The organism is Sphingobium sp. EP60837 (assembly GCF_001658005.1).
Lineage (GTDB): Bacteria > Pseudomonadota > Alphaproteobacteria > Sphingomonadales > Sphingomonadaceae > Sphingobium > Sphingobium tyrosinilyticum.
The window spans coordinates 2,365,938-2,379,101 of record NZ_CP015986.1; the positions used below are offsets into that span (position 1 = coordinate 2,365,938).

The following is a 13,164-nucleotide window of genomic DNA, read 5'->3' on the forward strand; positions in this document are numbered from 1 at the left end:
CCTTGCAAGTTGTCAGGAAAGGAACCGGGTGATGTGGATCGATCATGATGCGATGGTACTGGTGGCTGACGGGCGCAAAATGCTGTTCTTCAGGAACAAGGGCGACCGAATGGCCCCAAATCTGGAAGCCGAGACGGTGAAGCTGCAAGACAATCCCTATGATCGGGATCAGGCATCCGACGCCCCCGGCCGCTCGATCAATTCGGTGGGCAGTAGCCGGAGCGCCATGGAGCAGACCGACTTTCATGAACTGGAGGAAACACGCTTCGCCGCCGAAGCTGCCGAACTGCTGAAACGCCGCGCCTTGTCCAATGAATTTGAAAAACTGATCGTCGTCGCGCCGCCAGCAGCGCTGGGCGAGATGCGCAAACATTATCACAAGGAAGTGCAAAGCCGCCTGGTCGGCGAAATCGCCAAGGACTTGGCCAATCACCCGGTTCCGGAGATCGAAAAGATCATTGCTCAGAGTTGAGGGGTTCCAACAGGCTGAATCGAAAAGGGCGGCCCCTACGAGCCGCCCTTCTCCCCCTTAATCGACCGTGTCAGTCGGTCGATCTGCCCGCTCCGGCATTCTAAAACTACTTCGTGGGAGGCAAAATCGCTCGCTTCCCTTAGGCTCCCTTAGCCTTCCGTTCCGCAAACCGCCGCCGCGCCAGCAGCGCCACGGCCCCTGCGCCAAACAGCAACACCATCGGCGGGGCGGGCACGTCGGTCCCGCCGCTGCTGCTCGAACCCCCCGAGCTGCTGGAAGAACTGGACGACGAACTGCTCGACGAGGAACTGGAAGACGACGAGCTGGAACTCGAGCTGGATGAAGACGAGCTGCTGGTGACGTTGCCGCTGGATGTGGAAACATTGCCGCTCGACGTCGATACATTCCCGCTCGACGTGGACACCCCACCTGTCGAGGTTGAAACCCCGCCCGTCGATGTGGACACGCCGCCGGTTGATGTGGAAACGCCACCCGTCGAAGTCGAAACGCCACCCGTCGATGTCGATACCCCGCCCGTCGTCGAACTGGTCGAACTGCTGATGCCGCCCGTCGAACTGCTGGTGGAGGAGATCACCACCGACCCGCCGCTGCTGCCCCCGCCGCTGCCGCCGAAAAAGCCCCCGACGAAGCCGCCACCGCCGAAACCGCCGCCGCCTGCCATCACCACCGGCGCGCCGCCGCCGCCCGACATGACCGGCATTTCAGCCGCCACCATCGGCGCAGGCAGGGGAACCGGCGCGCCCCGCGTCGTCACGGTGACGGTTTGCGGGGCGCAGGATACGGTCTTCACGACCTTCCGCTTCACGGTGCGGACGGCATAGCGCTTGCGCGGCGCGGCCTTCACGCTCTTGGTGCTGTGGACCACCGCCGGGCGGGCGCTTTCCGCGACATGCACGGCACCGCCGCCGATGATCGCACCACCGCAGGTGCAGGCGCATAATTTGGCCAATGCCATCCGTACCGACATAGGGATCCACTCTTGTTCGTCTTCAAGCTTCTGGTCTGGCCATTAATGACCAGGAAGCTATTGCCTTCGTATAACAACGCAAAAGAACAGGTTAACTTCAATGCTGTTAACCCTGAATGTGGGCAATAAGTGGACGAGGTATATAACAAAAGGCCAACTTTTATGGTTAACGTCTCATTATGAAACGCCCATGCTTAGTCGTGCTGACTTTATTTTGTCTTGAAAGAGAGCGGCGCTGCGCATGAGAAGACTCGGCCGGAGGCGCGCCTTTGGCATCGCTCGCTTCGTGCAGCAGAATGGCCGCTCTTTGAATGCGCGCTTGTGTCGGTCCGCGCCGCTCGTTATTAGGCGCCGTCAATCATAAGTCACGGGCGACCGGCACTTTCCATGCTGGCGCCTCTCGAGTCGGAGAGCCAGATGGCATCGGTCCTTAATTCCGATAAAGACGGCCATAATCCGCCGAAATCGGCTATAATACTTCCTCCGGACTATCGTCCTTCGCCCGACGAAGAGTTCATGAACCCGCTCCAGCTTGAATATTTCCGCCAGCGGCTCTGGGACTGGAAGAAGCAAATCCTGACAGAGGCGGAAGGCACGTTGGCCGTGCTGCAGAATGAACCGCTCCGCGAACCCGACCTCAACGACCGCGCGTCGAGCGAGACCGACTGGTCGATCGAACTGCGCACCCGCGATCGCCAGCGCAAGCTCATTTCCAAGATCGACGCCGCGCTCCGCCGCATCGATGAAGGCGAATATGGCTATTGCGAAGTGACCGGCGAGCCCATCTCGCTCGGCCGCCTGGAAGCGCGCCCCATCGCCACCATGACGGTCGAAGCGCAGGAGCGGCACGAGCGGCAGGAAAAGGTCTCGCGCGACGATTAACGCTTTGTCCACCGGTCGCTGGCAAGGTCCCCCAAAACAATGGGTCTTTGCAAGGGATTGGACATGGACAGCGATCAGGGAATGGCGGAACGGGGCCCGGCTCGGTCGGGTCCGCGGGACAGCCTGTTCCTGCTCACCAATTTGACGTCACATGAAGGCACGCCGCTCGGCCGCGCCCGCGTCCGTAACCTGTCGGCGACCGGCCTCATGGCCGACTGCGAGCGCCCAGTGCCAGCTGGCGCCGCCATCGTCTTCGACCTGCGCGGTGTCGGCAGGGTCAGCGGCAAGGTGGTCTGGTCCCGCGAGGACAAGATCGGCATCGCCTTCGACCAGGAAATCGATCCCCAACTCGCCCGCAAACCCATATCGAGCACCTGCGAACGTGCTCCTTCCTATTTGCGCCTGCACCAGATCAGCCGCTGAAGAATCGCGTTTTTCCCGCTATTTCCTTCATTAAAAAAAGACGACCCGGCATTTCCGCCAGTTCGCCTCTACTTTTGGAGGGGAGGGCGGGCCCGCTCATCCGGCGGCGCCACGCCTTCCTCTCAATGCCGGATTAATTCCGCGACATTTCCTCTTTCACGCGCAGTTTTTGCTTCTTGAGCGAGGCGACCAGGATCGCGTCAGGCATAGGCCGACTCGTCTCTGCCTTAATTCGCGCCTCAAGCCCTGCATGCTTGGCCGAAAGAGCTGAAATGTGGCTGTTTTCCATGACATTCTCCTAGTGAGGGTGATGGACGAATGAGTAGATCACGATTCCCCCGCTTTGTCTTCGCGCGATTCGGCCTTTGCGACGGGCCGCTCGCAAATTTGCGATGGTCCGATCTGGCCTGCCGGGTTATCAGGGGGCAGTCCGCAACATGGCTGAGAAAGTGGGTAGTGGGTGAGCCGGGAAGACATCATGCGACGGCTGGAACTGCTGCGAGTCGAGCATCGCGATCTCGACGACGCCATTGCGGCGCTGATCGATGGCGGAGCCCGCGATCAGATGCAGGTAGCACGGCTCAAGAAGCGCAAACTGCGGCTGCGTGATGAGATTGCCCTGCTCGAGGATGCGCTGGTTCCCGACATCATCGCTTGATGGCTCGCCACAGATTGATGGTTAACCGCAGGCTTGGACGGCCCTGAATGAGACAATCGCCCCAGAACCGCGCCTGGCGGGACTGACAAGCCTGCACTTTTATGTCAGTGATTCGACTTATGTCTCGCGCCGTCACCCTTGACCGTGGCCTGCATCGACGATTGGTCGATGGCCTGTATCTCGAAGCCATGGTGATGGCTGACGAGGCACGCGCTTATTTCGACATGCGGGATGCGAATGAGCCGGAGTTGGAAGATCCTCTTCGCCGCGTCTCTTTCGCCTGCGAATCGCTTAAGGTCACGACGCGGCTCATGCACATCATCGCTTGGCTGCTGAGCCAGCGAGCATGGCAGCGGGGCGAGATAGCCGATGCGGATTTGGCTGACGAAAAATACCGGCTCGGCCGCGCGACGCATACCGATCTGGAAATTGCGGCCGCCTTTCCCTTCGCCGCGCGCGCGCTGATCGAAGCCAGTCAGGACCTGTATGACCGGGTTGCCCGCCTGCAGGATCGCATGGATCGGATGGCCCGCCCGCGGAGCCAGCCTGAAAGCAGTCCCGCTCGCGCACTGATGGACCGCCTGAACACCGCTTTCTGAGATGCCGGGCCAGATGTGCCGCAAGCATGGTCTTACGGGCTGGCGCTTTCTTTCCGATTTGGGCTAGACCGTTGATATGAACACGGGCTTGCGGACTTGGCGCCGCGCATCAGCCATGTCGCAAGCCACCCGGCTTCTTGCCCTGCCTCTGCTCTTGGCGGCTCACCCCGCATATGCGCAGATCGTAGAATCACCAGTAAACCCTGTTGATCAGGACCTGCCGCTCGACCCCATGCCGGACCTGGGCGTGGACTGGCCGGACATGGGTACGCCGGACACCGTCGCGCCGCTTCCGTCTAATCCGGCGGATATCGTCGGCGGTAACGAGCAGCCGGAAGAAGAAGCCGCTGTGGACGCCAATGCGGACGATGCCGCCGTGGCCGCGGAGTTTGCGGACTCTGGCGAAGAGAGGCGATATTCGATTCGGCTGACCGGCGTGGATCAAATTGCCGATGCGCAGTTCGAAACTCGCTTCAAGGAGTTGTCGATCCTTTGGGAAGGCGAGGGGAAGCCTGCCAATCTCGCGCAGATCAATCGGCGCATTATGGAAGACAGCGAACTGCTTGAAAGGCTGCTGCGCGCCAAGGGCTATTATGCCGCGCGCATCCGCAGCGCCATCTCACCGCCGCCGCCGGGCGGTGACAGGTTGAGCGTAGGCTTCGAGATCGTGCCGGGCGTGCGTTATCTGCTTTCCTCCGTCGATCTGCAGGGCATATCGGCCGCAGGCGAACGCGAGCCCAACTTGCGTGAAGCCTTTCCTGTCCATAGCGGCGATCCGATCGACGCCGACGCCATATTGGCGGGGCAGGCGTCGCTCTCGCTAGCCCTCGCCGAAAATGGTTTCCCCTTCGCCAAGTTGGGCGAACCAGAGGTCCGCATCGACCATGAGGAACGTAAGGGCGATCTCGACATCGTCGTGACGCCTGGTGCTTACCGCACTTTTGGATCGATCATCCTCAATGATGATAAGCTGTTCAGCGCCAAGCATGTCGAGCGCATCGCCCGCTTCAACCGAGGCGATCCCTATATGGCGTCGGACGTCGAAGACCTGCGCAGCGCGATCGTCGCGACAGGGCTCGTTTCATCCGTTACGTTGACCCCCAAGGATGCCGGGGATGGGGAGCATGTCGATCTGGCGGTGGACGTGCGTCCCGCGCCGCTTCGCACCATTGCCGGGGAACTGGGATATGGAACAGGCGAAGGCTATCGCGCTGCGGTGAGTTGGCAACATCGTAACCTGTTTCCTCCAGAAGGCTCGCTTCTTCTGCGCGGGGTGCTGGGCACGCAAGAGCAGACAGCGTCCGCCACCTACCGGCGCAACAATTTCCGGGAGCGCGACCATGTGCTGACCGGGCTTGTTTCGATCAGCAACATCAAACGCGATGCCTATGACGCCCGCACGATCACTTTGTCCGGCGCGCTGGAGCGGCAGACCAATATCCTGTTCCAGAAGAAGTGGGTCTGGCGGATAGGCGCTGAACTGATCGCCTCGGATGAAAAGGACGCGTTCAGCGGTGGCAATCGACGGACCTTCCTGATCGGTGCGGTGCCACTCAGTCTGACCTATGATGGCAGCGACGATCTTTTGAACCCTACGCGCGGATTCCGGTTGGGAGGGCGGTTCAGCCCTGAACTCTCCTTCCAGAACAAGACGTTCGGCTATTCTCGCGTGCAGCTGGACGGCAGCATCTACCAGCCTATGAGCGATAGCATCGTCCTGGCGGCCCGGGCCCGGTTCGGGACGATATTGGGTTCTACGGTCGATCAGATCGCCCCGTCTCGTCGCTTCTATGCCGGTGGCGGTGCGTCGGTCAGGGGTTATGGCTACCAAGCGATCGGACCGCGTGACGCCAATAATGATCCGATCGGTGGCAAGAGTCTTGCCGAATTCTCACTGGAATCGCGCGTCCGCTTCGGCAATTTCGGGGTCGTGCCTTTCATCGATGCCGGTAATATTTCCACCAGTTTCCTGCCCCGCTTCCGGGATCTGCGCATCGGAGCTGGCATGGGCCTGCGCTATTACAGCAGTTTCGGCCCAATCCGGATAGACGTCGGCACTCCGTTAAACCCGCAAAAGGGCGATCCGCGCATCGCCGTCTATGTATCGCTGGGACAGGCTTTCTGATGCCCGAGGATCAGCCCCACCAAGCGCTGAAGCGGCGTCACCGCACCTGGGACGGCCGATGGCAGCGCTGGATAACCGGGCTTCTTGCGCTGCTGCTGCTCATCATGGCGGCGGCGCTTACTTGGCTCGATACCTCGGCCGGCCACCGTTTCCTGGCGTCACGCATCGCCCGGATCAGCCCGCCCTCCGGCTTACGCATCCATGTTGATCGCATAGAAGGCAGTATCTACCGACGGGCGGTACTTCATGGCGTCACGCTGTCCGATCCCAGAGGCGCCTTTCTGGATGCGCCGCGGGTGGAACTGGATTGGTGGCCGCTGGCATGGCTGTCCAACCGGCTCGATATCGATCGGCTGACGATCCCGCTTGCGAGGCTGCACAAACTGCCCAGGCTCAATCCGGCCCAGCAGGAAGGGCCGATCCTGCCGGGCTTCGACATCCGCCTGATGCAATTTTCTATCGACCGCCTCCTGATCGACAAGAGCGTCAGTGGGCGGGCGCAAACCGCAACAATTTCGGGCGACGTCGATATTCGCGGCGGGCGGGCGGTCATCGACCTTTCCGCGCGGGCGCTGGACGGGGAGGATGCGATCAACATTGCTCTCGACAGCCGGCCCGACGATGACCGCTTTGACGTCGATGTCACGCTGAACGCACCGGCGGGGGGTGTGCTTGCGGCCGTGGCCGGGTTGCGGCAGGACGGCAATCTTCGCATCCGGGGTAAGGGCAGCTGGACCCGATGGAACGGCCGTCTCGCCGGTACGCTCGACGGCGCGCCGGCGATCGACATGGCGCTGGCGGCACGCAGCGGCGTTTATTCCGCAATGGGCTCCATAGAGGCGTCGGCCATAGCCGGTCAGGGACTGCTTCAGCGTCTGTCGGTACCGCGCCTTGCAATACAGGCTCGGGGCTCTCTGAAGGACAGGGTGCTGGACGGTAAATTGGCGCTGCGTTCGGCGGCCATCGATCTCGACGCGAACGGGGCCCTCGATCTGCGCAACAGCGCGTTCGACAATTTGCTGGTTGATGTGAAGCTGGCCCGGCCTCAAGCCTTGCTGAAATCGATGCGGGGGCGGAACGTGGTGGCGAAGGTGCGGCTTGACGGCCCCTTCACGGCATATGGGTATGAATATCTGTTGAGCGCCAAGCAGTTGGCCTTCAATCGAACGGTAATCAGCGATGTGCGCGCCGAGGGGAAGGGGCACAAGGCCAGGAAAGGCCCGCTGCTGATCCCGCTTCACTTGCGCGCACGCCGCCTGGATGGGCAGGGCGAACTTATAGAAGGCATCATCCGCAATTTCGTTCTCGACGGCGTGCTAGAACTGAAGGGACAGCAGGTCCTGAGCAATCCAATGACGATCCGGTCGGATAAGCTTAGCGGCAAGCTACTGATGCTGGCTGACCTTAAGACCGGACGTTATGATTTTGGTCTGGATGGCCAGATACGGGGCCTTGCCATTCGCGGCCTTGGCGTCGTCGATCTGACCTCCAAGCTACGCGCGGTGCCGGGAGCGAAGGGGACTTTCAGCCTCAGCGGCAATGCGATCGCTCGGATGCGCCGGTTGGACAACAGTTTTTTGCGCAGCCTTGGCGGCGGCCTTCCGGTTGTCAGAAGCGGCCTGTCGCTGGGCGCTGATGGGCAGCTCAACTTGACCAGCTTGCGCTTGGAAACGCCGCTGCTCAGTCTGAACGCGACCGGCTATCGGCGGCGCGACCGGACCTTCCATTTTGAAGGCGCAGGTACGCATAAGCGATACGGACCCTTGCGCTTGACGCTGGATGGCAAGATCGAGCGGCCGTCCATTGACCTTTTGCTCCAACGGCCGCTGGACGCCTTGGGGGTCACCGATATGCGGGTACATCTCGTCCCCGACCAGGCTGGATATGGCTTCACGGCGCAGGGCGGATCGACGCTGGGCGCTTTCACGGGAAATGGCGCGATCCTGTTGCCGCGTGGTGGGCAGGCGGTTGTGCGGGTGGCGCAGCTTGCTGCTTCCGGCGTGACGGCGAGCGGGGACTTGCGGCCGGTCACCGGCGGCCTTGAAGGGCAGCTGAACGTAGCAGGACCGCTGAACGGCAGCATTGTCTTCGCTCCAGTTAACGCCGTTCAGCAGTTGGTCCTCAAGCTCGACGCCGCTGACGCCAGCTTCAACGGGCCTACAGTGATTGCCGTCCGTCGAGGTAAGCTCGACGCGACGCTTCTGCTTGATCCTGCGGGCACATCCATCAAAGCCACTGTCCAGGCTCGGGGCCTCCGTGTCGGCGGCGTGCTGGTGGGCCGACTGGCTGCTAATGCGGACCTGATTGGAGGGCGCGGCACGGTCAAGGCCAGCCTTTCAGGCCAGCGAGGACGCCTGTTCGACCTGCAAGGCGAAGCCGATGTGGAGCCGGACCGGATATGGGTCGCTGCGCGTGGCATGATCGACAAACGCCCGATCCGCCTGACGCGCAGGGCAGTCTTCACCCGCAGCGCCGACGGCTGGCGGCTGTCGCCCACGACAATTAGCTATGCTGGCGGTTCGCTGCAGCTCGGCGGCGAGTTGAGCGGTATGACGACCAGCATCGAAGGGCGCATGCAGAAGCTGCCGCTTTCGCTGCTGGACATCGCTTATGACAATCTGGGGCTCGGCGGTACGGCCACGGGCTCGCTCAGCTACGTGCACACACGTGGCGCGATGCCCACCGGCAAGGCGGAATTGCGGGTGCGAGGTCTGTCCCGTTCGGGCCTGTCGCTCAGTTCCCGCCCTGTGGATGCAGGGGTCAATGCGGTTCTTACCCGCGACAGGCTAGCGGCGCGGATGCTCTTCGCCGCGGAAGGCCAGACAATCGGCCGGGCTCAGGTGCTGCTGATGCCGCTTGGGAGCGAGGGAGGGCTGATCGAGCGGCTGAACCGGGCTCCGTTATTTGGACAGCTACGCTACCGGGGTACTGCGGATACGTTGTGGCGCCTGACCGGCGTCGAGATCGTCGATATTGCGGGGCCCGTGAGCGTGTCGGCGGATGCGCGGGGGACGCTGGGTAATCCGGTGATTGCTGGTTCGCTCGCAACGGATAATGCAGCCATCAGCAGCGCCGTGACAGGCATGCGATTGCACAATGTAAAGGCGCGAGGGCGATTTTCCGGTGCGCAATTGGTCATGTCGAGTTTTTCCGCCAATGCCCAGAATGGCGGAACGGTCATGGGGACGGGCAGTTTCACTTTCGCTGGCATTGGTGGCGTTGGGATGGACTTGCGGTTGCAGGCCGAAAATGCCGCCCTGTTGCAGCGGGATGACATCGCCGCGACCGTTACGGGGCCAATCACTCTGAGGTCCGACGGAAGCGGGGGCACTATCGGAGGCGACCTTCTGCTCAATAGGAGCCGTTTCACTTTGGGCCGCGCCGCCGCGATAGCTCAAATCCCGGAACTGCGAGTCACCGAAATCAATCGTAACGGAGAAGAGATTGAGCGCCTCCGCGTGACCAAGCCTTGGGCTCTTGCGATCAAGGCGCGCGCTCGTAATCGTTTGATTGTTACCGGCCTCGGCCTCGATAGCGAATGGCGTGCTAATTTGGACATTGGCGGTACTGTGACCAGCCCAGCCATCTCGGGCACCGCTGAGTTGGTCCGGGGGGGCTACACCTTTGCTGGCCGCCGCTTCGATCTGCGCGAAGGCAAGATCCAGTTCGACGGCCGCACACCGGTAAACCCGATGCTCGACATCGACGCAGAGGCCAACGTCAACGATCTCACCGCGGTTATTCATGTCGGGGGCACAGGCTTGAAGCCCGACATCAGCTTCACCAGCGTGCCTGCGCTGCCGCAGGACGAACTGCTCTCCCGCATCTTGTTCGGGACATCGATCACGAATCTGTCGGCGCCCGAGGCGCTGCAACTCGCGTCAGCAGTTGGATCATTGCAAGGGGGCGGGGGGCTTGATCCCATCAATGCCGTGCGCAAGGCGGCAGGGCTGGACCGCTTGCGGATCATCGCAGCCGATCCGACGCAGGGGCAAGGTACTTCGATTGCAGCGGGGAAATATCTGACGCGCAAGACCTATGTGGAACTGATCACCGATGGCCAAGGCTATTCTGCGACCCGCATAGAATATCAGGTTACGCGCTGGCTATCCTTGTTGGCGGCCATTTCTACTTTAGGCCGGGAAAGCGCGAACGTGCGCATATCCAAGGACTATTGAAGTTGCCGAGATGCCACATTTTCAGTTGTTTATCTAAGGTTCATGCAACCATCACCGGCTAGGGGACTTCCTCCACTTCCTCCTCAAGGAGGTAAGTGACGAATGGAGTACCCTATGCGAAAGATAATGGTCGCAACCCTATTGGCCGGATCGGCCGTCGCCTCTCCCGCCTTAGCGCAAGATGTTGGCCCTACCTTCACTGGTCCTCGCGTCGAAGCGATCCTCGGCTATGATCATACTGGGGCCGGTAGCAGCGTCGATAACGACAATGGCGACGACGACCAGTCGATTGATGGCCTGCTCTACGGCGTCGGGGCTGGCTATGACTTCAATCTTGGTAGCGCGGTCGTTGGTGTCGAAGGTGAGTTCACAGACTCCACTGCCAAGAGCAGCCGAAATCCTTTCACTGACCAGTTTGGCTTCGGCCGCGTGAGCCAGGGCCGCGATCTCTACATCGGCGCGCGTGCCGGTATCCTCGCCAATCCAAACACGCTCGTTTATGTGAAAGGCGGTTATACCAACAGCAAGTTGAATGTTCTGGCTGGCGATACCAACCAAAGCACTGATACGTCATTCAAGTTGGATGGCTGGCGCGTTGGCGGTGGTGTGGAACGCGCCTTCAATCAGAATATGTTTGGTAAGCTGGAATATCGCTATTCCAAATATGACAGCGCACAGATCGATTTCCCGAACGGCGCGACGAGCACCGAGTTCGACATCGATACTGACCGTCATCAGGTCGTGGCCAGCGTGGGCTGGCGTTTCTGACCGGATCGGAGGGCCGGTTCCGCCGGTCCTCTAATCTTCCCTCAGCTTATAATGTGGCTTCGATTTCCCGCGCCGCGAGATCGGGGTTTTCCGCCAGGCTGATCGGCCGCCCGACGACGAGGATTGAAGCACCGCGATCAAGAGCTTCGCGTGGTGTCACCGCCCGCTTTTGATCCGCCATTGTCCCGCCCGCTGGTCTGACCCCCGGCACGACGAAAAAGCCGTCCGCCCAAGCCCGCTTTGCCAAGGCCACCTCTTCTCCCGAACAGACGATGCCGTCCAGCCCTGCGCCGTGCGCCAGGTCGGCGAGCCGGGTCACTTGATCCTCCGCCTTGCTGCCGACGCCGATATCGACCAGGTCGCTATTGTCCAGGCTGGTAAGAACGGTAACCGCGACGACCTTGGTATTGATGCCTGCCGCAGCCTTTGCATCTTCCAGCATCGCCCGGCCCCCTGCAGCATGGACGGTCAGGATCGCAGGCTCCAACCCATTGAGCGCCTGTATAGCCTTCGCCACGGTGTTGGGAATGTCGTGGAGCTTGAGGTCGAGGAAGATGGGCAGGTCAAACTTCATCATCTCGCGCACACCATGATGGCCATGCGCGCAGAAGAATTCGAGCCCCAGCTTCAGCCCACCGACATGTCCCCGAACTCGCCGGGCCAAATCCTGGGCTTTGGTGAGGTCGGGCGTATCGATAGCGACATAGATGGGGCTGCTCATGCTGTTCCTGTTGCGGAGAGAGAAGGAGGAGGAGTGGAGTTGTCGTCGGCGGTGGAGATGGACGCTGGCAGCGGAGCGGCAGATGCGGTGGCCGCGATGAGCGCGCGCTCTGTGCTTTCCAGCTTGCGCTTCATCCGCCAACGCGTGGTGCGCGCCATGATCCAGAAAGGAACGGCGCCTACCAGGAACGCGATCAGGATCGGAAACCAGATACGCGTGCCCCAGACGATATCACCCCAGATTTTGATTTCGGTGGGCCGGTTGTTCGCCTTGCAGAACAGGGCGACCGCGACGGCCAAGACAACCCAGAAGGCAGTCCGTAGGAATTGCATTCGGCATGTCCTCTAGCTGCTGATTTCGGTTAGCTTAGGCCATTTCGGCGCAGTTCGGAAGCGTCTCGTCGTTCTTTTCCTGAGCGGAACCCTTGGCGGCCCCCACGCATTTCCTGCTTGCAAGGAGGTCGTGGAAGATGGCGGCGCGCGCATATTGGCAGGGGCAAATCAGGCTGGCGCTGGTATCGATCCCCGTCGAAATCTACGCTGCCACCAAATCGGGCGCGCAGATCGCCTTTCATCAAATCCATCAGCCGACCGGCAAGCGTGTGCGCTATGAAAAGACCGTGCCGGGCATCGGTCCTGTAAAGCCGGAGGACATCGTAAAAGGCTTCGAGGTTAGCAAGGGCGACTATGTTTTGCTGCAGCCTGAAGAGATTGAGGCGGTTAAGCTTGAGAGCAAGAAGACGCTCGAACTGACGCAGTTCGTCGATGCGGACGAGATCGATGTCCTTTATTATGAGCGGCCTTATTATGTTGTCCCCGCCGACGATCTAGCGGAGGAAGCATTCGTCGTGCTGCGCGAAGCGCTGCGGCGCGCTAAGAAGGTTGGTTTGGGTCAGCTCGCCATGCGGGGCCGCGAATATATCGTTTCTCTGAAGCCGTGCGGCCGCGGCATGGTCTTGGAAACGCTGCGCTACGCCGATGAGGTCAATCGCGCTCAGTCCTATTTCCGTGAGATTGACGATGTAAAGCCTGATCCGGAACTGCTCGATTTGGCCGAGGCGCTCATCGAGAAGAAGACTGCGCCATTCAAGCCTGACACGTTCCACGACCGCTATGTCGATGCGCTGGAAAGGCTCATTGAGAAGAAGAAAAAGGCCAAGGGCCGCCGGATCATAGAGGATGAGGAAGAGGCGCCGGCCAAGCGCAGCGGCAATGTCATCGATCTTATGGCGGCGCTGAAAAAGTCGGTCGATACAGGCGGCAAGAGTGCGCCCGCCAAGAGGCCAGCCAAAAAGCCTGCGGCCTCGCGAAGCGCCAGTAGCAAGGCTCCCGCGCGCAAACGGGCCTGAGC

Annotated in this window: 13 protein-coding genes; 10 read left to right on the forward strand and 3 right to left on the reverse strand. The window is 61.0% G+C overall.

The genetic code is table 11. From position 1 onward, the window contains the following. Positions 1-31 precede the first annotated feature (31 nt). The 4 genes from EP837_RS11530 to EP837_RS11545 all read left to right on the forward strand — a co-directional run bounded on the left by EP837_RS11530 (position 32) and on the right by EP837_RS11545 (position 2,765). A complete protein-coding gene (locus EP837_RS11530) occupies positions 32-472 on the forward strand; it encodes a host attachment family protein (protein ID WP_066527666.1) in 441 nt (146 codons plus the stop codon). Between the two features lie 356 nt (positions 473-828). Then, positions 829-1,314, forward strand: coding sequence for a hypothetical protein (locus EP837_RS11535; RefSeq protein WP_225870544.1), 486 nt, complete (start codon positions 829-831; stop codon positions 1,312-1,314). A 563-nt stretch (positions 1,315-1,877) separates the two neighbouring features. Next, complete coding sequence (gene dksA, locus EP837_RS11540) at positions 1,878-2,342, forward strand: RNA polymerase-binding protein DksA (RefSeq protein ID WP_066529300.1); 465 nt, start codon at positions 1,878-1,880, stop codon at positions 2,340-2,342. Positions 2,343-2,405: 63 nt separating this feature from the next. Next, positions 2,406-2,765 carry a PilZ domain-containing protein gene (locus EP837_RS11545; RefSeq protein ID WP_066529301.1) on the forward strand — a complete coding sequence of 120 codons (360 nt, stop codon included), beginning with the start codon at positions 2,406-2,408 and terminating at the stop codon, positions 2,763-2,765. A gap of 133 nt (positions 2,766-2,898) precedes the next feature. Here the strand turns inward: EP837_RS11545 and EP837_RS11550 are convergent, their stop codons facing one another. Then, positions 2,899-3,054, reverse strand: a complete 156-nt coding sequence (locus EP837_RS11550) for a YdcH family protein (RefSeq protein ID WP_066527673.1) — start codon at positions 3,052-3,054, stop codon at positions 2,899-2,901. A gap of 189 nt (positions 3,055-3,243) precedes the next feature. On the opposite strand from EP837_RS11550, the gene EP837_RS11555 reads away from it, so the two are divergent. The 5 genes from EP837_RS11555 to EP837_RS11575 all read left to right on the forward strand — a co-directional run bounded on the left by EP837_RS11555 (position 3,244) and on the right by EP837_RS11575 (position 11,093). Next, entirely contained in the window at positions 3,244-3,423 is a 180-nt protein-coding gene (locus EP837_RS11555; RefSeq protein WP_066529305.1) for a YdcH family protein, read from the forward strand. A gap of 119 nt (positions 3,424-3,542) precedes the next feature. Further along, positions 3,543-4,022: a DUF1465 family protein gene (locus tag EP837_RS11560; protein ID WP_066527675.1), complete on the forward strand. Its 480-nt coding sequence runs from the start codon at positions 3,543-3,545 to the stop codon at positions 4,020-4,022. A 115-nt stretch (positions 4,023-4,137) separates the two neighbouring features. After that, positions 4,138-6,147 (forward strand): autotransporter assembly complex protein TamA, encoded by a 2,010-nt coding sequence (locus EP837_RS11565; protein WP_443019111.1) that lies wholly within the window; start codon positions 4,138-4,140, stop codon positions 6,145-6,147. Continuing rightward, on the forward strand, positions 6,147-10,325 hold the full coding sequence (locus EP837_RS11570) for a translocation/assembly module TamB domain-containing protein (protein WP_066527687.1): 4,179 nt from the start codon (positions 6,147-6,149) through the stop codon (positions 10,323-10,325). Before EP837_RS11565 ends, EP837_RS11570 begins: the two co-directional genes overlap by 1 nt. A gap of 114 nt (positions 10,326-10,439) precedes the next feature. Continuing rightward, positions 10,440-11,093: an outer membrane protein gene (locus EP837_RS11575; RefSeq protein ID WP_066527694.1), complete on the forward strand. Its 654-nt coding sequence runs from the start codon at positions 10,440-10,442 to the stop codon at positions 11,091-11,093. 46 nt (positions 11,094-11,139) lie between these two features. Here EP837_RS11575 and pyrF read toward each other — a convergent pair whose 3' ends face one another. Both pyrF and EP837_RS11585 read right to left on the reverse strand, forming a co-directional pair. After that, a complete protein-coding gene (gene pyrF, locus EP837_RS11580) occupies positions 11,140-11,814 on the reverse strand; it encodes an orotidine-5'-phosphate decarboxylase (protein ID WP_066527696.1) in 675 nt (224 codons plus the stop codon). Then, positions 11,811-12,146 carry a DUF1049 domain-containing protein gene (locus EP837_RS11585; RefSeq protein WP_066527698.1) on the reverse strand — a complete coding sequence of 112 codons (336 nt, stop codon included), beginning with the start codon at positions 12,144-12,146 and terminating at the stop codon, positions 11,811-11,813. The genes pyrF and EP837_RS11585 overlap by 4 nt, the downstream gene beginning before the upstream one ends. 137 nt (positions 12,147-12,283) lie before the next feature. Between EP837_RS11585 and ku the strand changes: the two genes are divergently transcribed. Beyond that, positions 12,284-13,162 (forward strand): non-homologous end joining protein Ku, encoded by an 879-nt coding sequence (gene ku / locus EP837_RS11590; protein ID WP_066527700.1) that lies wholly within the window; start codon positions 12,284-12,286, stop codon positions 13,160-13,162. Positions 13,163-13,164: the final 2 nt, after the last annotated feature.